The following is a 23,815-nucleotide window of genomic DNA, read 5'->3' as shown; positions in this document are numbered from 1 at the left end:
GCAAGTTTACTTCTCAAAGCAATGACAAAATCAGGTACTTCCGTGTTAATTACGACGGCGTTCTGACATCTGCTGCCATACGGTGCCTGCTGCGGCTTCACCTGAGGCGATACGCTCCAAAGCCATCTTGGCCTGAAGGCCAACCTCGAACTCTGGATCATCCGCTGCAAGTGTGAGCGCATCTTGAGCTTCGGATGTGCCAACTTCATAAAGAAAACGAGCTGCGCGCCAGCGGACAAGCTTGCTCTTATCTGTTAGCGCCGCCGTCATCACTGGCGTGGCGGCAGGATCGCCGATGTCGGATAGCGTATCGCCAGCCGTACGTCTTACGGCTGGGGCGCTGTCAGCCATCGCCTCATAGAGCAGCTCCATCGCCTCAGGCGTGCGAAGGTCGCCTAGATACACGACCGCAAGCCTGCGAATATGCAGCTTGGAATCGTGTAGTGCCGCCTTAAGCTCCGGCAGGAGCTCCGCCGTCGGCGTAAGATCCTCTAGCGCGGCGTAGCGCACGCGCCAATCCTCATGCTTCAGGTCTCGCAGCAGCTCATCCTGTGTACGAGTTCGTCTCTGCTCGACGAACTCACCTTCGGCTCCGTGCGCAATGGCTTGCTGTACGAGGGAGTCGAGGCGTTCCTGCGGATACGCTGCCTCGATCTCTTGCTCGACCTCGCGCGCAATGTCCGCGGGCTCGCCATAACGCACGCCGTAATCGATGAGCTTGCGCTCTTTGATCATCACGGCGCTAGCCACATCCATAACCGCTTTAGTAAAGCGTTTAGCTAAGGATATGCGCTCTTCATTTGCGCCCGTTTTGACGCGAATTTGCATCGGAATTCCGCGGAATAATTGGACGAAGACTTGCGCTTCCCCAAAATGAGCACCGGCATTCTCGTCAGCTAGGCTCCAATCTCCAGTTACACCTTCGCTGTTAGCGAAGCGGCTTTGAACTTCTCTTAGAATGGCTGCCCAATCGGCATTGCCTTTGCGCTCAAGTGCTGCGAAGTCAGCAGCATGATAAATGCTAATAACGCCCGGTATCGTTAACATTTCACGTGCCCAGGCAGGTGCGGAACGCTCACTTTCTGGAGTATAGGTTCTGCGAATTCCGGGTTCTAAACTTTCGTCCAAATGTAGCTTCATCGTATTTGGACTTGGAGTCGGTTCAATAAAAGTAATCTTCATACGTAGCTCCCCCTTGAACGGTATATGCACCGCCATACTTTATACACATATTATCTCATTTCTGGTGTGAAACCAAAAGAACTCTTCTATTATTTCGCTAAAGTCTGCAATTGTGAGGAATAAAAGGGCGAACCTTTACCATGCTATTTGTATATTTTGCAAAATACGCTGCTGTTCAATATAGTTGTAGTATATTCGCTAAAGCTAGGGTTGCTCGGTAAACTTCTGTAGAAGAGGTGTTGTATGCCTAAAACTCGTTACCATAACGTCGATAATGTAAGTACCGATAAATCATTAAAGGAATTTCGCCAGTGGCGTGAGGAGCGTCGTCGCAAGAAGAAGGACTATTCATATGTTGTACCGAATACGCCGCCCAGATTATCTTATCTGTCTGAGAATCGATTGGAGTCTACCATTACGTGGATTGGGCATTCAACATTTTTCCTTCAATATGAAGGGATGAATATCATTACAGATCCCATCTGGGCGAGAAGGCTGGGCTTTGAGAAAAGACTGGGACAACCTGGGATTCCACTTAGCGAAGTGCCACCGATTGACCTGATTCTGATTTCGCACTCTCATTATGACCATTTGCATATTGCCTCTATCCGCAAATTATATCGGGCAGGGACAACGCTTGTAGTTCCTGTTGGTCTGAAGCGAAAAATGCTTCGCAAAGGGTTCCACAACTGTGTGGAAATGGAATGGTGGCAGGAGATTAAGCTAGGTAAGATCAAGCTTAGTTTTGTGCCTACCCAGCACTGGACGCGGAGAACGCCATGGGATACGAATACTTCTCATTGGGGTGGGTACATCTTGGAGCCCGCTGATTCCGGAAATCAGAAGTCTTCTCCGAATCTTTATTTCGCTGGGGACAGCGGTTATTTTCCTGGCTTTAAGGAGATCGGAAGTCGTTATAAGATCGATATCGCGCTTATGCCGATTGGGGCCTATGAACCGGAATGGTTCATGACCTCTCAGCATGTAAATCCTGAGGAAGCCATACAAGCTTTCCTAGATGTAGGGGCGGAGACCATGATTCCGATGCATTACGGTACCTTCAGACTTGCTGATGATACCGCCCGGGAAGCACTGGATCGCATGGAGAACGCCCGAGTTAAACACGCGATTTCGGAGGAAAAAATTCGTACACTCGGTTATGGAGAAACACTGGTCGTACAAAAGGAGAATCGCACATCTGGGGAATAATTGAAAAAATTCCTCCTTAAAAGTTGTCGCCGTAAAACAGTTGGAATAAGTTTCGTAGGAGAGAGATCAGCTTAAATGCCTATTTCACGGGATTTTTGCACTGATTTTATGCTATAATGAGCCGAAACCCTAAAGTGAAAAGGATGGTAATGCGTAATGATTAGCACAAGCGGCGTAACACTCCGCTACGGAAAACGCGCTCTCTTCGAAGATGTAAACATAAAATTCACCCCTGGTAACTGCTATGGTTTGATTGGTGCCAATGGTGCTGGTAAATCAACCTTTCTGAAAATTCTGTCTGGGGAGATTGAAGCGAACACGGGTGATGTTCATATAACACCAGGTGAACGCCTTGCAGTTCTGAAGCAGAATCATTTCGAGTACGATGAATTCCCAGTACTTGAAACAGTAATTATGGGTCACACTCGTCTTTATGAAATCATGAAAGAAAAGGACGCGCTTTATGCGAAGTCTGATTTCACGGAAGCAGATGGTCTACGTGCCGGTGAGCTTGAAGGCGAATTTGCAGAACTTAATGGCTGGGATGCAGAGCCAGATGCGGCGGCTATGCTGATCGGTCTTGGCATTATGCGTGAACTGCATGATAAGAAAATGGCCGAACTGAGCGGCAATGAGAAGGTACGGGTACTCTTGGCACAAGCCTTGTTTGGCCGTCCAAACAACCTCCTGCTCGATGAGCCTACCAACCACTTGGATCTAGAATCGATTGGCTGGTTAGAGAACTTCCTCATGGATTATGAAGGTACTGTTATCGTCGTATCCCATGACCGTCACTTCCTGAACAAAGTATGTACGCATATTGCGGATATTGATTTTGGCAAAATCCAGATGTACGTTGGTAACTACGACTTCTGGTACGAGTCCAGTCAGCTTGCTCAAGCTTTACAGCGTGATTCGAACAAGAAGAAGGAAGACAAGATCAAGGAACTGCAAGCCTTTATTCAGCGTTTCTCGGCCAATGCTTCCAAGTCTAAACAGGCGACTTCTCGTAAGAAACAACTCGAGAAAATTACGTTGGATGACATTCGTCCATCTAACCGTAAATATCCGTTCCTCAACTTCAAACCTGAACGTGAAGCAGGTAAGCAGCTTCTGACGATCAGCGGATTGACCAAATCGGTTGAAGGTGAGAAGGTTCTTGATGAAATCAGCTTTGTAGTTAACAAAGGTGATAAGATTGCTTTCGTGGGTCCTTACTCCCAGCCTAAATCACTTCTATTTGATGTGATCATGGGTGAGCAGGAAGCGGATGCGGGTGAATATGCGTGGGGCGTCACTACAACTCAAGCTTATTTCCCAAAAGACAACTCCAGCTATTTCGATGGCGTGGACTTGAATCTCGTAGAATGGCTGCGTCAGTATTCTAAAGATCAGGATGAGACGTTCCTGCGCGGATTCCTTGGACGGATGCTGTTCGCCGGAGAAGAAGCACTGAAGAAAGCGAGTGTATTGTCCGGGGGCGAGAAGGTTCGCTGTATGTTGGCGAAGATGATGCTGAACGGTGCGAACGTGCTTGTATTCGATGAACCTACCAATCACTTGGATCTGGAATCCATTACGGCACTGAATAACGGACTGATCGATTTCGACGGGACTATTCTCTTTACTTCCCATGACCATCAGTTCATCCAAACGATTGCTAACCGTATCATCGAGATCACACCTACAGGTGTAATTGATCGCACGATGACTTACGATGAGTATTTAGAGAATCCTGAAATTAAGGAAATGCGCCAACGCATGTATCCTGTAGAAGTATAATATTTTACTTTCCGTTATGCGGAAGGAACCCGTTAAGCAGCTACTCTAATCCTATTAGGATTAGGGTAGCTGTCTTTATAATTTCGATTTTGAAAAGGTAACGGTAGATGAAGCATGTGGACAGAACTATTTTTATTATGAGGCATGGGGAGACTGCTTCGTTATTCGGTGGAGCATCCCTCCGAATGGAAGGTGATTTCAAGTCCACTTGGGAGAGCGCTGCAAAGCACACAAATTTTGTGTGAAATCTTAGGTTATGATTTCAATAAAATAGAAACGGATTCCAGGTTAAGTGAAGTTTCCGTTGGTTCTTGGTCAGGGCTAACGCTCAAGGAAATTGAGCAGGGCTGGCCAAATAGTCTTGAAGATACGAGTATGTATGATTGGTATTTTCGTTCACCAGATGGAGAGAGCTATGAAGCGGTTCAGGAGCGTGTCACAGACTGGCTGGATAGCTTGTCCTCCACTCCGCGGGTCATTGCGGTTACACATGGATTAACAAGTAGAATTCTACGGGGAGTATACGCTGGGCTTACAAGACAGGAATCCTTATCACTTGAGGTTTCCCAAAGCGCATGTTTTCAGTTGTCTAATTGTACAATAAAGAGAATCAGTTATGAATTTGATGAGTTCTAGCCCATCCTTTAAGGCAGACGAACGCATAAAAGGCTGCGTTGTCCCTGAGGGATGCGCAGCCTTTTATGTTTATAAAATAGTACTAGGATCCGCCGGTACGACGGCGTTGGTTGTTAGGCTTTTTGTTATTCTGACTTTTTAGTGGTTTAGCGGATCCGGCCTGAAAAGTTGATCCAGGTTTGGAGGAAGATTGTTGTTTCTTCTGCTCCAGCTTTTGCCGGATAGCTTCAGCTAAATTGATTTTTCCTTTTTCATTGTTTTCGCTCATTATGATAACCTCCTTTGAAGCAAGTCCTTCACTTTATTCTAATTGTTTTTAAATGCTGCTACAAGGGCAAGAATAATTGAAAGAATTCTTTTCTAACAAAACAGAAAACGAGGAGATAGCCAAAATGGTTGATATTTACGAAGATATACGTAAAGGCGAGCGTGGCGCTTGGGTTAGCATAGCGGCTTACCTCATTTTATCGACTTTCAAGCTGGTTAGCGGTTATCTATTCGCCTCTAGTGCATTGGTCGCGGACGGAGTCAATAATTTAACTGACATCGTAGCATCTGCAGCCGTGTTGGTTGGTCTAAAGATTTCGCGGAAGCCACCTGACTCTGACCATGCTTATGGACATTTTCGGGCAGAGACAGTAGCTGCATTGTTGGCTTCTTTTATTATGGCGGTAGTAGGTATTCAAGTGATTGTGGAGGCGGTGCGGTCCTTTTTCGATCGTGCAAAGGAAACCCCGCAGCTATGGTCTGCTGGTGTGGCTCTAGTGTGTGCAGTAGCAATGATGGGAGTATACATATACAACAAAAGGCTGGCTAAGCAGATAAATAGTAGTGCACTCATGGCAGCGGCGAAAGATAATTTTTCCGATGCTATGGTTAGTATAGGTGCTGCTGTTGGGATTGTAGGTGCCCAGTTCGGACTGCCATGGATTGATTCTGCGGCGGCAGTAGTTGTCGGACTGATTATCTCTAAGACGGCATGGGATATTTTTCGTGACTCGACCTACCGGCTTACGGATGGCTTTGATGAAGATAGATTGATGGATCTACGTAGTACGATTGCTCGAACACCGGGAGTAGAGGGGATTAAAGATGTGAAGGCACGGGTTCATGGGAATCATGTACACGTGGATGTTGTAGTGGAGGTAGACGCGAATATTACAGTGGTGGAAGGTCATAGGATCAGTGACTCCATTGAAGAGAGAATGAGCAAGCTACACAATATTATGAATGTACAGGTGCATGTGGAACCTAAAGATTAAATTTGAAAAATTCTATTTTAAGGAAAAAACAAACATATTTAAGGAGGATTCAAGACTTTAGTCCTGTATTTTACCATAAAGTGGCATGATTATATGTGCAATTTGGAGCATGTTCCAAATCCCGGGCAAGCCTATAATGAGGGCATAAAGGAATGTAGTTCACACCTTTGTTGAAATCTCATCATGGTATTGGGGGAACGTATGATTAAATCACATAAGCAATTAACAGCATCCTTATTGGTTTCAGCTGCAATTGTTGCAGGTTTAGGAGTATCTGCTCCTGGAAATGCAGCAGCAGCCTCAAGTCCATCAAATTCAGTTATGGCAGCAGCAGCCGGTCAAACAGCGGTCATCGAGGCAAGTGTTCGCCTTCGCAGTACACCTTCTACAAGTGGAGAAGTAGTGAAGTATTTGCAAAAAGGAGATCAAGTGCAGATTGTGGCACAACCGAATAGCTATTGGTATCAGGTGAAAGCAGCGGATGGATCCGTAGGCTATACAAGTACAGATGATAAGTATATCAGCGTAAATTCATCTTCAGTAGGTACACCAACAGCACCATCAGCACCATCAGCACAAACGGGAACCATAAAGTACGGAGTGAATCTTCGAACTGCTCCTTCTACAAGCGGAAAAGTACTGAGGCTTCTGAAGAAGGGGGAACAAGTACAGCTTCTGGCACAGCCGAACAGCTCCTGGTATCAAATTCAAACCTCTGATGGTAGCATTGGATATATAAGTTCAAGTGATCAATATACTTCGTTCGCTAATAATGGGGGGACTGGGACGGTAACGCCGACACCAACGCCGCCAGCACCAGTACCACCTATTTCTACACCTGGGGCTTCTGCCCAAATCGAGAGTGTAATCTCAGCAGGTATGGGCTATCTGGGTACACCTTATGAGTTTGGTTCCAGCAGATATGATACAAGCACCTTCGATTGTTCTGATTTTATCCGGCAAATTTTCATGGATGCTGTGAATTTGAAACTGCCTGCTGATTCCCGTCAACAGGGAGATTGGGTGAAATCGAATAGTACGGTAGTTACGTCTACTTCCGGTTTGAAGCGCGGCGATCTAATGTTCTTTATGGATTATAAAGGGAACTCCGCTTCAGCGTATGAAGGGATCGACAAATCTAAGGCAAGAATATCGCATGTTGCTATGTATCTAGGAGATGGACAAGTTCTCCATACGTATTCCGTAGCTTCAGGCGGGGTGAAAGTAGATAAATTAAGCGCTTCTTGGACGAATCGTTTCCTCTTCGGGGGATCGGTCATCCGATAATTATATAGGTATACAGAAGCGGCAGCATCGCATGTTTGTGACGGGTGAACAAAGGCGGCGTAAGCGCAAAAGCTACCCCCTCAGTAGAATGATCTACTGAGGGGGTAGCTTTTTGTAAATATAAGAATTTATATGTTCCGTTCTATAAATTATCTTTATATTTCTCGCTTAAACACTTGCCGTCCTTATAGGGACGCCGAAGGCGTTTATGCTTGTTATCATCTTTTTTATACTAATTACATAGTTACATTGGCAGCAACAGGAACCTTTACCCACGCTTTTCCTAGCCAAGTGTAGATTTCTCTCCATTCATTGCCCCAAGTATCCGTAATCACTTCACCTGTGGTATCAAGCGTTTGAGCGCTAAGCCAGCCTGCGGGAATCATACTGCCAACTGAAAAGTGGAAAGCTGTTTTTTCGGTTAGAACAATTTGTGGTGTGGCTGGAGTAATATCCGATGGGGTAATGATCGTTTCAAAAGATGTTGTGTAAGTGCTTCCAGTTCCGGGCGTAGAATCTGTAGTTGTCCCTGTTACCTCAGCGGCTGATGCTGTAGCTGCTATTGAAGCCATAAGTCCCAAGGCAAGTGTAATGCTGGCGAATTTTTTCATGTTAAGTTCCTCCTCATTATGATCTAACTTCAAAACTTTTTCTTATTTTCTCAAGTGACATCTGTGTGGGAATGACCTATACTTTCTGCATGATGAATAAGATATATGGATAGATATGGGAGGAGGCTACATCGATCTACCTCTGCGTCCCGTGAAGAGGGAAACAACAAACAGAACCAAGAATACGAAGAATAGTATCTTTGCAAGACCAGCAGCGGCTGCTACAAGATTGAAGAAACCAAAGATACCAGCGATTACAGCTACAACTAGCAGAATTGCGGACCATTTTAACATTACATATCACCTATCCTTTTTTTGATTTGTAGTCATTGTATAAACGGGGACTTTGATTCTGAAACAAAGGGGAGCAGGGAGTTTTGACAACGCTCGACAGATTGTTTCGGCATATGGTAGTAGGGGTAACTATGCAGTATACAAGGCTGATTAGCCACTATTTATGAGATTTGGAAGGGGTTATGAATATGATCATTGAACTTAGTGTAGCTCTCGTTGCTATCGCATTCGCAATACTTGTTTTCTTTCTAATTAAGACTTTGCAGTCAGCGAAGCAATCCCTCGACAAAGTAAGCCAGACCTTGGTGGAAGTGCAGAAGACGATGGATGAACTGACTTATGAAGTGAAGACTACAGTCAGACATGCAAATGAAATTACCGCTGATGTACAGAATAAAATTCAGAAGATTGATCCTGTCATAGATTCTGTGAAGAATTTGGGAGAAGTTATGAATGAGTTAACCTTAACCGTTAAGCAAGTTTCAGTAACTGTGATTGAGAGATATCGTAAATCACATGAACTGAGGGAGAAGCGTAAGGGGGTATCCATAAAAGAAGCTCCGCTGACTCCAGCTGAGGAACGTACGGTAAACTCTTATGATGCTGTTAATAACGAGAAAGCACCGGGGAAAATAGCTACTGTGTTAAAAAGTGTAGATGTAGCTGCAACTCTTTGGAAAAAATTCCGTCATTAAAGTTAAGGCAGCAAGTCCTCTGTAAATGGCGGCTGCAGATAAGAAAGGTGGGATAACAACATGAACATTATCATACTCTTGTTTAGTCTACTTTCCCCATACTTTGATGCGTCTCCACAGTTGACGCCTATCTCGACTTTTAGTGATCAGCCTAAGACAGTTCTTACATTTGAACATTCCTCAGAAACGAGCCCTGCTATAAATCAGTTTGATTCACTGCAAGGTGTTGCTTTATATGCTACGAAGGAAGAATTGCTTCTGGCCAAGGGCAATCCGCTGGCGGTAACAAATGATCCATTGCAAGGGACAGAGGAGTACCAATACGCAGATGTAACAGTGGGTGTTGGTGAGGGGTTTGTACTGTATGTGCATGTCTCACCTTCTCAAGCACAGCAGTTTGGGCTACAGGTAAATGGGGTGGGAATTGATCCCGTGAAGGATAATGTGCAATCGACCTTGGGTAAACCGTATTTTATTGCCGAAGATGGTGATGTATATATGAGAGGAAACAATGCGCTCAAAATATATCGAAATTTGGCAGGTGAATTTGAAGGTATTGATTTATTTGATAGTATTTCTTCTTAATATGTTTCACTTTTGATCATTTTGGTTAATAAACAGAGGCTGTCTTTACCATAGAGTAACCTCCCGAACCACTACATGTAGTGGTTCGGGAGGTTACTTTGCTGAAGGCGTAAATGAACCTATTACTATATTTACATATATTAAAAATAGAAATAACACATTTAAATAGCGTATGATATAGGTAATGAGTCGCAGAATTTTACGTTCGTAATACTATTCGTGTGAGGTGAAGATGATGAGAATCTTAATCGTAGATGACAATCCGACTAATGTTATCATTATCCGTGAAATCCTGAAAAAAGAAGATTACCGAAATTTCGTAACCGCATCCTCTGCAAAAGAGATGCTTACACGGTTGGGTATCGGTTCTGTGAGTGAAGATGGACGTCCTCGGATGTCAGATATCGATCTGATTTTACTGGATATGATGATGCCGGAAATGGATGGAATCGAGGCATGTCGTGTTGTACAGCAATACGAACACCTAAAGGATATTCCAATAATAATGGTTACAGCTGTTGGCGATTCCAAGAAGCTGGCAGAAGCACTGGATGCAGGTGCAGTAGATTATGTTACGAAACCCATTAACAAAGTGGAGCTGATGGCCCGAATTCGGCTCGCGCTGCGGTTGAAGCGAGAGAAAGATTGGCATAAGGAACGAGATCAGCGAATTCAAGAAGAATTGAGACTGGCCGCACTTGTTCAGAATGCTGTGTTGAGCTTGCCTCTTCAGGAAGAGAATTTTGAGGTCAATGCCATCTATCAGCCATCCTCTGAGCTTGCCGGTGATTTATACGCGTGGTACCCCCTTGGTGATGGCCGATATGGCGTGATCCTGCTGGACATTATGGGACACGGAATATCGTCATCTCTTTTTTGTATGTTTCTTGCTTCTGTGTTAAAGGACACGGTAACTACGTATGTAGAGCCGGAAAAGGTAATTCAGGAGCTCAATCGAAGGTTTAATCAGCTCTATATTGAGAAAAAGCTGATCCAATATTACTTTACGACCATTTATCTTGTGATAGATACCCGTATGAAACGTATTGACTACGTCAACGCCGGGCATCCACCTGCGCTATTTTTTGAAGGTGTGGCTAAGACTCCAGTCATGCTGGAAAGTAACTGTCACCCGGTAGGTTTGTTTGAACGGATTGATATTCAGCCACAGAGCTTAACCTATGAAGATGAAGGGCATCTAGTTCTTTATACAGATGGTCTATTGGAACTGGTTGAGGGCGAACAAGAAGAGCAGCTGAAATTTATGATTCAACATTTAAATGTTGAACATGAGTGGAACGAAGAAGCTATTCGAGCTGCTTTTTTCAATGTTGAGGTTCCTAAAGAGCGTGATGATGATAAGTGTATTGTGTGGATCTCACTGAAGAAGGGAACAGATAGAGAATGAAGATAAAGGCTAAACTCTTAATTGGCTTCAGTGCCATGTTAGCGATTATGCTTGCACTTACGATGATAGGATACGACCGCTTAAATTATATGAATAACCAACTGGAAGGGTATCAGGATAGATATATGAAGGGGCGGTCTTCTTCGGGGATGCGTGGAGAAGTCAATGATATGGCGCGAATATTAACCACGACCATGTTAAGTGCAGATGCATCATCGGTAGAATCTCAAAAGAATGAGATTGATAAAAAGATCACTAAAGCGAATGAGCACTACGAGAAAATAAAAGCGTCGATGACTAGCGCTGAAGAAATGCAAATGGTTAGTCAAATAGATGGTGCGTACACCACTTATTTAAATTATCAGGAAAAGGTATTGAAACTGCTATCGGCTGGTTATTTTCAGAATGCTAGCACGTATTCCAACACAGAGGGACAAGCGATTCAGAATGCCGTGTTAAACGCTCTGAACAGTCTCTCTGATTATAATGCTTTTATTATGAATGAAGAGAGTACGAAGGCCAACGAAGCTTATAAAAGTTCGACTCAGATGGTAGTTCTAATGATGATTATGGGCTTACTTCTCGGACTTGGAGTGGTTCTATGGATCATCCCAAGCATCACTCGGGGGCTTAATGTCGTTTCGATGATGATTACCAGCTTTGGCAACGGTAGAGTGAGGGCCATACGGCGTATAAAGGTTACTACTAAAGATGAAATTGGTGAGGTTGCTCTTGTCTTTAAGAAGATGGCTTTAGATCTTGAACAGAAGCAGGAAATGGAACAGGCCTATGCGCAAGCGCAGAATGACCAATCCTGGCTGAATGCGAATGTTGCTCGGGTGACGGAACTATTGCGAGGTGTTAGCTCCTTGGATCAGGTCTCACAGACCTTCATCAATGAGTTTACCCCTGTGCTGGGAGCACAGTTCGGAGCTGTATATTTAAAAGATGCCAATCGTCCTGATTTTTTACGAAGCAGTGGATATTATGCAGTAGATAATGATAAGAAACCTAAGGACGGGTTTGTGATTGGAGAAGGGCTTGTAGGACAAAGTGCGCTCGATATGCACCCGATCAGACTGGAGAAGGCTCCTGAAGACTATTCATCCGTTAAGTCCGGATTCGTGGATGCGCAACCTGGATATATTTCTATCCATCCGCTTATTTTTGAAGACGAACTGCTAGGCGTAGTAGAATTTGCTTCATTCCAACCTTTTAGCAGTTTGAAAAATGATTTGCTGCAACAACTCGCTAATAATTTAAGTATTATTTTTAATAATATTAGCCGTCGTTTGATCGTGGAAAAATTGTTGCGTGATTCACAAGCTCTTACGGAAGAGCTGCAGTGTCAGTCGGAGGAATTACAGACTCAGCAAGAGGAATTGCGCCGTTCCAATGAGAACTTGGAAGAGCAGACGGATGCGCTTAAACGTTCGGAAGAATTGCTCCAGCGTCAGCAGGAAGAACTGGAGCATTATAATACGGAACTTATTGCCAAGACCCGCGCTTTAGAGGAACAAGTGCAGGAGGTTGAAGAGAAGAAAGATGAAATTGAGCATGCAAAAATTCAATTAGAGAAACAGGCCAAGCAATTATCCGTTACTAGTAAATATAAATCAGAGTTCTTGGCGAATATGTCTCATGAATTGCGAACTCCGCTCAACAGTCTCTTGATTCTGTCGCAGCTACTCACGGAGAATAAGGATGGCAACTTGTCAGAGAAACAGGTTGAATTTGCACATACGATTTATATGTCAGGTGCAGACTTGCTTAAGATGATTGATGAGATTTTGGACTTATCCAAGGTTGATGCAGGCAAAATGGAACTGAACCAAGAAGAAATTAAATTAACGGAGCTGAAGAGCTTTGTGAAGCAGAATTTTGCTCCGCAAGCGCTCAAAAAGGGACTTTCTTTAAAAATTACCTTTAACGAGCCACTGCCAGATAGTGTCATTGCCGATGGTCATCGGTTGAAGCAGGTGCTAAGAAATCTGCTTTCTAATGCCTTTAAATTTACGATGGAAGGATTTATTGAGTTCTCGGTTAGCCAAGCAGATGACAATCTTATTCCGCTAGATCTGCCAGGTGAAGTTGAATATATTGCTATTGCTGTGAAGGATAGCGGAATTGGTATTCCGGCAGACAAAACTGATATTGTGTTTGAAGCCTTCCAACAGGTGGATGGAACTACCAGCCGTAAATTTGGGGGGACAGGCTTAGGTTTGTCCATTAGCCGTGAGTTAGCACGTTTAATGGGTGGAGCTATTGTACTGGAATCCCGTGAGGGCCAAGGTAGTACTTTTACTATGTATTTGCCAGTTATAGGGAATTATATTAAGCAGCAACCTGCAGTAATAGAAGCTGCTGCTTCTAGAGAAGATGCAACCTTCGAGGGGTATATTGGAGATATACTTCCAACCCTTGTACCAACGCAGGCTCATGCACCTATCCCACAATTAGTGATCGATGATGATCGTGATCAATTAACTGCAAATGATAAGGTTCTGCTTATTATTGAAGATGATGAGAGCTTCGCAAAAATACTGCTGGATATGGCTCATGGCCGCAACTTCAAAGGACTGGTAGCCCTCCAAGGGGATACCGGATTGCAGATGGCGAAGACTTATTTACCAGACGCGATTATTCTTGATATACAGCTGCCGGTTATGGATGGCTGGACCATCCTTAGAGAACTAAAGAGTGCATCACAGACTCGCCATATCCCTGTCCATGTCATCTCTGTAAATGATGAAGTGAAGCAGGGGCTTATGATGGGGGCAATGGCTTATTTAAGAAAACCTTCTTCTAGAGAGGCGCTTGAACGGGCTTTCTCGCAAATCGAGAACTACACCTCCAGTACGTTGAAGTACTTGCTGATTGTAGAGGATGATGAGATTCAACGTCGTTCGATCATGGAATTGATTGGTCATGACGATGTGGCTATAACCGCAGTTTCAACTGGCGGGGAGGCACTGAATGAGCTGCGGAAGCAGAGATATGATTGTATGGTTCTAGATTTGATGCTTGAGGATATGACAGGTTTCGATCTGCTGGATCAGATTCGTGATGATGAGGAATTAAATGATCTGCCTATTATTATTTATACGGGTAAGGATTTGGATGGCAAAGAAGAGACGCAGCTGCGCAAATATGCGGAATCAATCATTATCAAGGATGTACGTTCTCCAGAGCGGTTGTTGGATGAGACAACATTGTTCTTGCACCGGGTAGAAGCAAATCTTCCGGAAGATAAACGTAAGATTCTGCAGAAGCTTCATAATAAAGAAGAATTGTTCGAAGGAAAGAAAATATTGCTCGTCGATGATGATATTCGCAATGTCTTTGCGCTCTCCAGCGTACTCGAAGAGTATCATATGGAAGTGAAGTTTGCGGAGAATGGACGCGAAGCGCTGGAAATGCTGGTAGAGCAAGAAGATTTTGATCTTGTACTAATGGATATGATGATGCCAGAAATGGACGGATATGAGGCTATGCGCCGGATTCGCGAGATGCCACAGTATCAGAAACTGCCTATTATTGCGCTGACCGCCAAAGCTATGAAAGAGGATCGTGCCAAATGCATTGAAGCTGGAGCCTCTGACTATATGAAGAAGCCAATTGCAACAGGTCAACTTCTATCTTTAATGCGAGTCTGGCTGTATTCGTAACCTTAATATTGGGGTAATACTTTAAAAGAACTAACAAAAAGCCATTCTTCAAAAGTACGGCGTGTTGATAAGGGAGTCGGGATAACAATGAAAGCAATAGAACACGGATATGAGGAGCAACCCGTTCTGGCGGGAAGTGACGAACTGGAGCAAATTGAGATTGAGCTGCTTCTTGATGGGGTACACCGTTTATATGGCTATGATTTCCGGAATTATGCGTTGCCTTCATTAAAACGACGCATCTGGCATCATGTTCATGCGGAGAATGTACTCACCATATCCGCGCTGCAAGAGAAGGTTCTGCATGATCGGGCTTGTTTTGAACGATTTGTCTACAGTCTCTCTATTCCTGTGACTGAAATGTTCAGGGATCCGGGATTATTTCTAACTTTTCGCCAGAAGGTAGTTCCTTTGTTAAGAACTTATCCCTATATTCGTATCTGGCATGCCGGATGTTCCACTGGGGAAGAAGTTTATTCTATGGCCATCCTGCTTCATGAAGAAGGGCTTTATGATAAGGCTCGAATTTATGCCACAGATATGAATGAGCGTTCTTTACAGCAGGCTAAGGAAGGCGTTTATGATATTAGCAGAATGAAGCAATACACAAAGAATTATTTGGAGGCAGGAGGTACTCGGGCATTTTCCGAATACTATACTGCGAAGTATAACTCAGTTATTTTACAACCTTATTTACGCAAAAATATTATTTTTGCTGAGCATAATTTAGCTACTGACACTTCATTTAATGAATTTAATGTTATTCTCTGCCGGAATGTAATGATCTATTTCAATGATGAGCTTCGTGATCATGTTCACGGGTTGTTTCATGAAAGTCTAAGTCGCTTTGGAATCCTTGTTCTGGGCTCTAAGGAGTCCATTCACTTTACGAAATATAGCGATTGCTATGAATCTTTAGACAGAGTGGAGAAAATATACCGTAACATAAAATAACGCATGTAGGAGGGTGGTCCTATGGGGTTTCAAGAACCAATTCATATACTACTAGTAGACGACCGTCCTGAAAATTTGCTGGCGCTGGAGGCAGTGCTTGAGAGCCAGCATTACGAGCTAATTAAAGCTACCTCCGGTGAAGAAGCGTTGCGCTGTTTGTTAAGGTATGATTTTGCTGTCATTGTACTGGATGTACAGATGCCGGGTATGGATGGAATTGAAACTGCCAAATTGATCAAGGCCAGAGAGAAAACGAAGGAAATTCCGATTATTTTTATCTCTGCCAATAGCAAAGAAGCGGAGCATTTATTCGCGGGCTATTCGGCAGGGGCTATTGATTATATGGTCAAGCCTTTCATTCCGCAAATTTTGAACTCTAAGATACAAGGCTTTGTCGAAATGTACATCACGAGCAAGAAGCATCAGACTCAAACCATGCTGCTGCAGCAAAAGACGAAAGAACTGGAAATCATTAATAGTGAGCTTATCAAGGCAAAAGAAGAGGCGGAGATTGCCTCCAAAGCAAAGTCAGAATTTCTAGCCATGATGAGTCATGAAATTCGTACACCTATGAACGGCGTAGTTGGCATGATCGATCTGTTAATGGAGACGGATCTTACTTCTGAGCAAAAGGAATATTCGGAGATCATTCGGAAAAGTGCGGACACGTTGATTACGGTAATTAACGACATTCTTGATTTTACTAAAATGGAATCCGGAAAAATGGAAGTTGAAGAGCACTTATTTGAACTTCGAAATTGTATTCAAGAGGTGTTCAGCCTCTTCTCGATAGAAGCGGGAAAGAAGAACCTGGAGCTCGCTTATTTTATTGATCAGAAATTGCCTCGGCTTTTATATGGGGATATGGCTCGTTTACGCCAAGTTTTAATTAATCTGATCGCTAACGCAGTTAAATTCACAAATCAAGGTGGGGTCTATCTAGTCGCCTCGATCAAGAGTGTTGCGGATCATAAGATGGAAGTTGAATTCACAATTATGGATACGGGGATTGGTATTTCTCCGGAGAAATGTGACCGATTATTTGAGCCCTTTTCGCAGCTTGATTCTTCCATGACACGGAAATATGGGGGAACAGGTCTGGGACTAGCTATATGTAAATCTCTTGTCGGAATGATGGGCGGAGAAATTCGGGTAGAATCGATGGAGCAAAAAGGAGCTACTTTTATCTTTACAATTCAGGCATCCATGCCAGGAGAAGATTTGATAGGTGGATATCAAGAAGAGGAATCCACGCATCCTGTTCCCAATCAAGAGGGGAGAAGTAGAATCCTTGTTGTGGATGACCATCCGATTAATCAGCGTCTAATGGTCAGCATGCTGGATAAGCTGGGCTATGCGGCCGATATGGCTGAAGATGGTCAACAGGCTGTGGATATGGCGATTAAACATCCTTATGATTTTATCTTTATGGACCTTCAAATGCCAGTGATGGATGGCTTAGAGGCGACCGCTCAAATTCGTCGAGAGGGTGGTCCTGCTGCCGAGAAGACCATTATCATTGCAATGACGGCGAACGTCATGGAAGGGATTCAGAATCGCTGTAAGGCCTCTGGAATGGATGATTACATCAGCAAACCGCTGAAGATGAGTAGTATAAAACAAATTATTTCTCGATATTCTAGCAACGACAATGTATTAGTAGAACCTGATATATCTATTTTCCAAGCGTAATCTAGTATTTACCAATCCGTTTTTTTAACGTTATCTGATTCAAAGGTATATCATTAAGGTTATTAATATAGAAAATATTTGTTCAGGAGAGATCGTCTAATGAATACGCATAAAAGTAACAAGTTCCATGCTAAGACAGAAACCAAAGGGAATGTATGCACAGTTTTCCTGAGTGGTGAACTTGATTTATCAGTTGCTTCCGATTTCCGCCTGGTTATGGAGCCACTTGTGGGAGATACCAAACTTGATCTAGTTATTAATCTAAAAGAATTAAAATACATCGATAGCACAGGGATTGGTATTCTACTTTCGATCCTGAAATCAAGACAAGGAATGGACGTTAAGTTTATGGTTGAGGATGTTCCTCCACAAATTCAGAAGCTGTTTGACATGACTGGTATTTCCAAGTTTTTTGCCTCCCAAGAGAATTCCCACTAGGAAAGGATAGAACAAAGAATGAGTGATGATGTGCAAAAAGTAATTCTTCAGTTGCCTGCTAGCGCAGAGTATGTGGATATTGTTAGGTTGAATTTATACGGAATTGCCTCGAAAATGGGTTTCACCTATGAGGATATAGAAGACATGAAAGTGGCAGTGTCAGAGGCGTGTAACAATTCAGTATTATATGCTTATGGCCAAAAAGACGGAGTAGTAGATGTTATTTTTGAGGTAGAAGAAAGCTCCTTATCCATTACAGTCAAAGACGAAGGGGAGAGCTTTGACGGCTTGGACAAGTCTAATGAACGTATGACACTGCACGATAAGGAGTTAAGTGACGTTCAGGTTGGCGGGTTAGGGTTCTACTTAATGCAAGCGTTGATGGATGACGTTAGTGTCGTAAGTGAAGCCGGAAAAGGGACGGTGGTAACTTTGAAGAAGCACCTTAATTTTAGCGAGGAGAAAGTATGAGTGACAAAGTGACTCCCCCCGAGTCCATGAATGAAGCAGTCACCCAAATTTGGGAGTATCAGCAGACCAAGGATAACGATCAGGCGACGTTGCTGATACAGAAATATGAGCCTATGGTGAAAATGGCTGCTGGGAAGATTTCCCGTAATCGCCCCGACTTGTATGAGGATTTATATCAGGTCGGGCAAATGGCGCTCATCCGGTTACTGCAGCAATATGATATCAGTCTCGGAATCCCTTTTGAGCCCTATGCGATGAAAAGCATGATTGGACATATGAAGAATTATTTGCGTGATAAATCTTGGTACATACAGGTTCCTAGACGGATTAAAGAAAAAGGAGCGCTTGTTCAACACGCGATTGATGAACTTACAGTGAAGCTTGAGCGTTCTCCTGCGGTCGATGAGATCGCTCATTATCTTGATCTGTCTGTTGAAGAAACTGTAGAAGTACTGGCAGGCAGAGAATGTTACCATTACGTATCTCTAGATTCACCGCTTTCTCAAGAGGAGACTGGAGCTACGCTAGGGGAGCTTATCAGCTCTGATGCGAACGATTACGAGACTGTAGAGAAACGAATGGATCTGCAGCAAGCACTAGGACAATTGAAGGAGCAAGAGCAGCAAGTGTTGCTGCTAGCCTTCCAAGATGGTCAATCCCAGCGGGCAATTGCTCAGAAGCTGGGGGTTTCACAGATGAGCGTTTCACGGATACAGAAGCGGGCCACTGAGAAGTTAAAGCAGATTATGGCCAACTCATCCTATTGAGCTCCTTTATGTGTAATATACATTACCTGGATTTGAATTCTACTGTTCGACGATAAGGACATGCCTCTCTCCGTGCCTGGAGAATAGCATGTCCTTTATTTGTGTTCCACAACGCCCTTACCCCGCTTGTCCGGCTAATCCTTCACGGTTAGCCGGACAAGCGGGGTAAGGGGGAGCGGTGATAGATGGGCGATAAATAGCCCACTTGTTAGCTGTTCGCATCAATGTATTTTTTGATCTCGCCAATGTACTCACCGATCACGGGAACATCAAGAAATAGACTAAGAATGTAGCCCAGAACACCAAGGACTACGAACGTTCCGAGAGATAGGCCGAGACCTCGGGATATACCGGCCATCAAGTTTGTGATAATTCTTTTTTTGGGATCTGAGTAGTTATCAAGGATGTCCTTAAATTCTGATTTTTCTAGTGAGTCAGCAATCTTATCCAGACGATTGTTTAAGCGTTTGACCTCATGCCGTAATTCGAAAGGATGTTCATCAATTTCATATGCTTTTGTTTGGCTATTTGATTCTCCCATGGAGCACCCCTGCTTTCTGTAGCCCGATCGGGCATTCATTAAGGATCTATTCAATCAGATGAAACTTTATATAGGGTATAACTAAACAACAGCCAGCTGCGGACAGCTGGCTGTTGTCGAATGAAATGATAGCTGTATTATGCCGCAGATTAGTAACTGGATTTATAGGAGGATTTAACATCCTCTTTCGCATCTTTAGCCTCATCGGCGACTTCTTTAGAGGATGCTTTGGCTTCGTCAGCCACTTCTTTAGAAGCGTCTTTAACATCAGAGGCTACATTATTTGAGGCTTCACTTACAGTGTCACCAATTTTGCTGCCTGCGTCTTGAAGGGTAGCGGCAATTTGCTGCTTGCTATCACTGACAGTAGTGTAGATATCAGAGGCTTTGACTGAAACCGTACTAGCCAGATCGGTTGCTTTTTCACCTACCGTTGTGGCAATGGCTTTGGTCTTGTCAGTTACGACACCAGCAACTTCTTTTGTTTTGTCAGTAGCAAGCGTAAGTTTATCGGACAGATCACTGCGCATTTCACGACCAGGCTTTGGTGCAAATAATAGGGCTGCTGCAGCACCTATTAAGCTACCAATAAAGATGCCTTTGAAAAAGTTGCTTCCGTTTTCTACTTCATGCTCTACTTTATGTTCTACGTTACTCATCACCAATCACTCCTTATAAGTTATCTTACTTCGTATTTAAACTTTGGCGTATAGGCTGAAACAATTGATGAGCAAGGCGTAGATGGCGAGGGGCTCTTGTTATGGACTATTTATTAACAGCTTGGAATACCGCATAGCCAAATTCGGGCAGATTCAGATGTAGTAATGATGTGGATTTTTCTGTTCGCTTCTGCGTCTCTAGGTTTACCCATATAGCGTCCATCCTGGGTACAGGAATAGTGGCGTTGACTAACACCTCTTCATTGTTGAGCACGATTAAGAAGCGGTTATGTTCGTCCCACCGTTCATATACAAGCAGACTTGGGTGGTCCGGGATCTCCAGCGATTTAAAGCCGCTACTACGGAACGCAGTATACGACTTACGAAGACCGATCGTCCAGCGATAGTATTCGAACAGTTCCCTGTTCTGTTTCTGGATGTCCCACTCCATACATTTACGATTATCTGGGTCATATTCACCTTCCATACCGATTTCATCGCCATAGTAAATACATGGTGCTCCCTGAAAGGTCATTTGGAACAAAACGGCCAGTTTTAATCTCCGGATGTCACCACCGCAAAGGGTCAGGAAACGAGTTGTGTCATGGCTGTCTAATAGATTAAAAGTGGCCTCTGTAATTTGCTGCGGGTAATTTGCTAGCATAGTAGCAATCGATAGAGAGAATTGTGAAGCATTAATTTGTCCGTGAGCAAAGAAATTAATCTGAATATTGGTTAGTGGGTAATTCATAACGGCGTCAAATTGATCGCCAAGTAGCCACGGCAAGGAATCATGCATAATTTCGCCTACAAGATAGGCTTCTGGATTAATGCTTTTGATCGTATTACGGAATTGTCGCCAGAACGTATGAGAGACTTCATTCGCGACATCAAGCCGCCAACCGTCTACACCGATTTCCTCAATCCAATAACGACCAACGTTCAACAGATAATCTCTGACTTCAGGATTCTCAGTGTTGAATTTTGGCATGATAGGCTCGAATGCAAATGTGTCATAGGTGGGAATTCCGTCGATGACTTGTGGTGGCCACTCACGCACATGAAACCAATCGGCATAACGGGAAGAGCGCCCGTTGGTGAGCAGATCAACAAATGGCGGAAAGGTATGGCCGCAATGATTAAAGACACCGTCTAGAATGACGCGGATCCCTTTGGAATGACAGGCGTCGACAAGTTCTTTTAGCAAAGCGTTGGTTCCCAAATGAGGGTCCACCAAGAAATAATCCTTTATATCATATTTATGATTGGTGGTTGCCTCAAACAGAGGATTGAAATAGATGGCGGTAATGCCCAATTCACAGAGATAATCCAAATGATCTAGTACACCTTGCAAGTCTCCTCCGAAGAAATTCCGGGGACTCGGCGTACCACCCCAATCTAGCACATCTGCCGGATCGTTAGTAGGATCGCCATTTGCGAAACGCTCTGGAAAAATTTGATAAAATACTGCATCCTTCACCCATGCTGGAGGGGAGTGTACATCTTCACGGTTCAAGAAAGGAAAGTCGAATAAGCCCTCATATATTATGACTGGAGGCTCTGAGAAGAAGCCTTTTTCCAAATAATAAAGGACCTCATCTTTGTTATAAAGTGCAAAATAATAAGTGAGTCTGCGATAAACAGGACGGACCGCAGCCTGCCAATAATCGAATAAGCTGTCAGAAGCCATGTGCTGCATGGGAATAACCTCATGGGTTTTGTCCCAACCGTATTTATCTCCGCAAAAAAGATCAATCTTTGACACGTTATCCCGTTTAGTTTTTATGCGAATATGCAGTGTAGACTCATCGTAGGCATATGACCAATTCTGCCCCATGCGATGATAAACGGCTTCTTGTTGAATCATAATCAATTTCCATCCCTTCGCGGCATGTAAACGCAAAAAAGGGCCAACCTCATGATAATCAGAGGTTGAACCCTTGGCGGTTTCATTGCCTTTAAATTTTGTCTGAATCTTATCATACCCCTCAAGATTAAAGCAAGAGATTATTTCACATGAATTCACAATATGGAATATTTAGTATGTAGTTAAAAAAAGGAGAAAATATAAGGAAAAACAAGAAAAGTGCTATTAAATAACCCCATTCGGATCTATACTCTGATTGCAATCCAAATTATGGGTATTATAGAATGAGGGCGAACGAACTTGATTTTTCTTAATACGCAAACAAATTAAAGGCACTGTTACCTAAAAGGTACAACCTCGGCACTTTGTGCGAATGAGGTTGTACCTTTTTTGCATGCTCTTTTTCTATGCGTGTTAGGTCTGATCACTTATGAATAAAGGGGAGATGAGCAAATGAAGAAGAGTAAACGATCTAAAATGCAAGCGGTATCATTTAGTTTGACCCTAAGTCTGCTGTTGGCATTGACGGTTACGGCTTGCGGTTCAGGCAATGGGAACTCTACGGCTCAGCCGAATTCAAGCCCGAATTCCACAGTGAACGAGCCGGGGGGAACTACAAATGAGACGAATCCCGCCGAAGAGGAGCTGAAACCGGAAGCTGGGGCCGAATTAACGGTCTGGGAAGCCAAGGAGCAGGTTGAGTACATGAAGCAGTTAGCCGCTGATTTCGAAAAAGAATACGGCGTTCCTGTCAAGGTTGAGGAAATGGCGGGCGGCGATCAGGGAACAAGGTTGGCGACAGATGGCCCGTCCAAACTAGCGGCCGATGTGTTGACTCTCCCGCATGATCAGATCGGTCAGGCTGTCAAAGCGGGATTGCTTTTGCCAAATGATGTGTTTGAGGAAGAAACGAAATCAACTATGGTGGAGACAGCTATTCAGGCATCGACTTATGACGGTATCCTTTACGGCTATCCTAAATCGGTGGAGACCTATGCGCTGTTCTACAACAAGGATCTGATATCCGAAGCTCCAAAAACTTGGGATGAGGTGATCGCTTTTGCCAATACGTACAATAAGCCGAAAGAGAACAAATTTGCGATCATGTGGGAATTCGTCGGGTATTACAGCTATCCATTCATTGGCAGCTTCGGCGGATACATTTACGGGGACAACAATACGAATGTCAAAGATATCGGCTTGAATAATGAAGGCACCGTCAAAGGATTTACCTTTCTTCAAAGCTTAAAAGGAATTCTCCCATTGAATGCAGGAGATATCACCTATGACGTTAAAACTCAATTGTTTCAGGAAGGCAAGCTGGCGATGAACATCGACGGGCCTTGGTCCATAGCGATGTTCAAGGATCATGTCAACCTTGGAGTGGCGCCTCTTCCGAAGGGCCCTGAAGGACAAGACAGCATTTCTTTTTCCGGTGTTAAATCGTATTATGTCAATTCCTATACGGTATATCCGGTCGCTAGCCGCTTGTTCGCACATTTTGCAAGCAGCAAGGAGAATCAGCTAAAGAACTTTGAAATGACGGGTGCGATTCCTGCGAGCATTGAAGCTGGAGAAGCGCCGGTAATCAAAGATGATCCGATTATAAGTGGATTCTTCGAGCAATTCCAACACTCCGTGCCGATGCCTTCCCTATCGGAAATCAAATCCGTCTGGGAACCGCTAAAGGCAGCATTTGTATCCCTGTGGAACGATCCGGGTCTTGATGTTAAGCAGACGCTCGATAAGACTGTATCAACGATTCAGGCCGATCTGGATTCGAAGTAAAGGACAGGTGATTTGAGCT

Annotated in this window: 22 protein-coding genes; 15 read left to right on the top strand and 7 right to left on the bottom strand. The window is 43.8% G+C overall.

Going from position 1 to position 23,815, the window contains the following annotated elements; all coding sequences use genetic code 11:
• Positions 1-45 precede the first annotated feature (45 nt).
• Positions 46-1,182 carry a virulence factor gene (locus MHI27_RS26950; protein ID WP_405176804.1) on the bottom strand — a complete coding sequence of 379 codons (1,137 nt, stop codon included), beginning with the start codon at positions 1,180-1,182 and terminating at the stop codon, positions 46-48.
• Between the two features lie 243 nt (positions 1,183-1,425).
• Between MHI27_RS26950 and MHI27_RS26945 the strand changes: the two genes are divergently transcribed.
• The 3 genes from MHI27_RS26945 (at position 1,426) to MHI27_RS26935 (ending at position 4,809) form a co-directional block, all read left to right on the top strand.
• Positions 1,426-2,391 (top strand): MBL fold metallo-hydrolase, encoded by a 966-nt coding sequence (locus MHI27_RS26945; protein ID WP_405175052.1) that lies wholly within the window; start codon positions 1,426-1,428, stop codon positions 2,389-2,391.
• A gap of 156 nt (positions 2,392-2,547) precedes the next feature.
• Positions 2,548-4,173 (top strand): ABC-F family ATP-binding cassette domain-containing protein, encoded by a 1,626-nt coding sequence (locus tag MHI27_RS26940; RefSeq protein ID WP_042131056.1) that lies wholly within the window; start codon positions 2,548-2,550, stop codon positions 4,171-4,173.
• 144 nt (positions 4,174-4,317) lie between these two features.
• The gene (locus MHI27_RS26935) at positions 4,318-4,809 is read left to right on the top strand and encodes a histidine phosphatase family protein (protein ID WP_405175051.1); all 492 of its coding nucleotides are present in this window, start codon (positions 4,318-4,320) and stop codon (positions 4,807-4,809) included.
• Positions 4,810-4,891: 82 nt separating this feature from the next.
• Here MHI27_RS26935 and MHI27_RS26930 read toward each other — a convergent pair whose 3' ends face one another.
• On the bottom strand, positions 4,892-5,077 hold the full coding sequence (locus MHI27_RS26930) for a hypothetical protein (protein WP_042191867.1): 186 nt from the start codon (positions 5,075-5,077) through the stop codon (positions 4,892-4,894).
• A 124-nt stretch (positions 5,078-5,201) separates the two neighbouring features.
• Here MHI27_RS26930 and MHI27_RS26925 point away from each other — a divergent pair, with 124 nt between their 5' ends.
• Together MHI27_RS26925 and MHI27_RS26920 are read left to right on the top strand one after the other, a co-directional pair.
• Entirely contained in the window at positions 5,202-6,071 is an 870-nt protein-coding gene (locus tag MHI27_RS26925; protein ID WP_042191865.1) for a cation diffusion facilitator family transporter, read from the top strand.
• Positions 6,072-6,272: 201 nt separating this feature from the next.
• Positions 6,273-7,358: an SH3 domain-containing C40 family peptidase gene (locus tag MHI27_RS26920; protein WP_341146457.1), complete on the top strand. Its 1,086-nt coding sequence runs from the start codon at positions 6,273-6,275 to the stop codon at positions 7,356-7,358.
• Between the two features lie 236 nt (positions 7,359-7,594).
• Here MHI27_RS26920 and MHI27_RS26915 read toward each other — a convergent pair whose 3' ends face one another.
• Together MHI27_RS26915 and MHI27_RS26910 are read right to left on the bottom strand one after the other, a co-directional pair.
• Positions 7,595-7,969 carry a hypothetical protein gene (locus MHI27_RS26915; RefSeq protein ID WP_076285483.1) on the bottom strand — a complete coding sequence of 125 codons (375 nt, stop codon included), beginning with the start codon at positions 7,967-7,969 and terminating at the stop codon, positions 7,595-7,597.
• 126 nt (positions 7,970-8,095) lie between these two features.
• Entirely contained in the window at positions 8,096-8,263 is a 168-nt protein-coding gene (locus MHI27_RS26910; RefSeq protein WP_042131050.1) for a DUF1328 family protein, read from the bottom strand.
• A 188-nt stretch (positions 8,264-8,451) separates the two neighbouring features.
• Between MHI27_RS26910 and MHI27_RS26905 the strand changes: the two genes are divergently transcribed.
• The 9 genes from MHI27_RS26905 (at position 8,452) to MHI27_RS26865 (ending at position 18,941) form a co-directional block, all read left to right on the top strand.
• Positions 8,452-8,958 (top strand): DUF948 domain-containing protein, encoded by a 507-nt coding sequence (locus MHI27_RS26905; protein WP_076285482.1) that lies wholly within the window; start codon positions 8,452-8,454, stop codon positions 8,956-8,958.
• Positions 8,959-9,018: 60 nt separating this feature from the next.
• Positions 9,019-9,543: a hypothetical protein gene (locus MHI27_RS26900; protein ID WP_076300663.1), complete on the top strand. Its 525-nt coding sequence runs from the start codon at positions 9,019-9,021 to the stop codon at positions 9,541-9,543.
• A gap of 235 nt (positions 9,544-9,778) precedes the next feature.
• Positions 9,779-10,951, top strand: a complete 1,173-nt coding sequence (locus MHI27_RS26895) for a SpoIIE family protein phosphatase (protein WP_076285480.1) — start codon at positions 9,779-9,781, stop codon at positions 10,949-10,951.
• Positions 10,948-14,619: a response regulator gene (locus MHI27_RS26890; protein WP_405175050.1), complete on the top strand. Its 3,672-nt coding sequence runs from the start codon at positions 10,948-10,950 to the stop codon at positions 14,617-14,619. Before MHI27_RS26895 ends, MHI27_RS26890 begins: the two co-directional genes overlap by 4 nt.
• 87 nt (positions 14,620-14,706) lie before the next feature.
• A complete protein-coding gene (locus MHI27_RS26885; protein ID WP_042191852.1) occupies positions 14,707-15,573 on the top strand; it encodes a protein-glutamate O-methyltransferase CheR in 867 nt (288 codons plus the stop codon).
• A 21-nt stretch (positions 15,574-15,594) separates the two neighbouring features.
• Positions 15,595-17,265 carry a response regulator gene (locus tag MHI27_RS26880; protein WP_405175049.1) on the top strand — a complete coding sequence of 557 codons (1,671 nt, stop codon included), beginning with the start codon at positions 15,595-15,597 and terminating at the stop codon, positions 17,263-17,265.
• 99 nt (positions 17,266-17,364) lie between these two features.
• Positions 17,365-17,703: an STAS domain-containing protein gene (locus MHI27_RS26875; RefSeq protein ID WP_042131044.1), complete on the top strand. Its 339-nt coding sequence runs from the start codon at positions 17,365-17,367 to the stop codon at positions 17,701-17,703.
• 18 nt (positions 17,704-17,721) lie between these two features.
• Positions 17,722-18,174 carry an anti-sigma B factor RsbW gene (gene rsbW, locus MHI27_RS26870; protein WP_042191848.1) on the top strand — a complete coding sequence of 151 codons (453 nt, stop codon included), beginning with the start codon at positions 17,722-17,724 and terminating at the stop codon, positions 18,172-18,174.
• The gene (locus tag MHI27_RS26865; RefSeq protein WP_042131042.1) at positions 18,171-18,941 is read left to right on the top strand and encodes a sigma-70 family RNA polymerase sigma factor; all 771 of its coding nucleotides are present in this window, start codon (positions 18,171-18,173) and stop codon (positions 18,939-18,941) included. Before rsbW ends, MHI27_RS26865 begins: the two co-directional genes overlap by 4 nt.
• Before the next feature lie 208 nt (positions 18,942-19,149).
• Here MHI27_RS26865 and MHI27_RS26860 read toward each other — a convergent pair whose 3' ends face one another.
• From MHI27_RS26860 to MHI27_RS26850, 3 genes are all read right to left on the bottom strand, one after another.
• A complete protein-coding gene (locus MHI27_RS26860; RefSeq protein WP_405175048.1) occupies positions 19,150-19,482 on the bottom strand; it encodes a DUF5665 domain-containing protein in 333 nt (110 codons plus the stop codon).
• Positions 19,483-19,631: 149 nt separating this feature from the next.
• Positions 19,632-20,141 carry a YtxH domain-containing protein gene (locus MHI27_RS26855; RefSeq protein WP_076285477.1) on the bottom strand — a complete coding sequence of 170 codons (510 nt, stop codon included), beginning with the start codon at positions 20,139-20,141 and terminating at the stop codon, positions 19,632-19,634.
• 106 nt (positions 20,142-20,247) lie between these two features.
• A complete protein-coding gene (locus MHI27_RS26850; protein ID WP_405175047.1) occupies positions 20,248-22,008 on the bottom strand; it encodes an alpha-glycosidase in 1,761 nt (586 codons plus the stop codon).
• A 453-nt stretch (positions 22,009-22,461) separates the two neighbouring features.
• Between MHI27_RS26850 and MHI27_RS26845 the strand changes: the two genes are divergently transcribed.
• Positions 22,462-23,796, top strand: a complete 1,335-nt coding sequence (locus MHI27_RS26845) for a maltose ABC transporter substrate-binding protein (protein ID WP_405175046.1) — start codon at positions 22,462-22,464, stop codon at positions 23,794-23,796.
• Positions 23,797-23,815: the final 19 nt, after the last annotated feature.

This window comes from Paenibacillus sp. FSL H8-0261 (assembly GCF_045040645.1).
Taxonomy (GTDB): Bacteria; Bacillota; Bacilli; order Paenibacillales; family Paenibacillaceae; genus Paenibacillus_AQ.
This window is presented reverse-complemented; position numbering and strand designations above follow the sequence as displayed.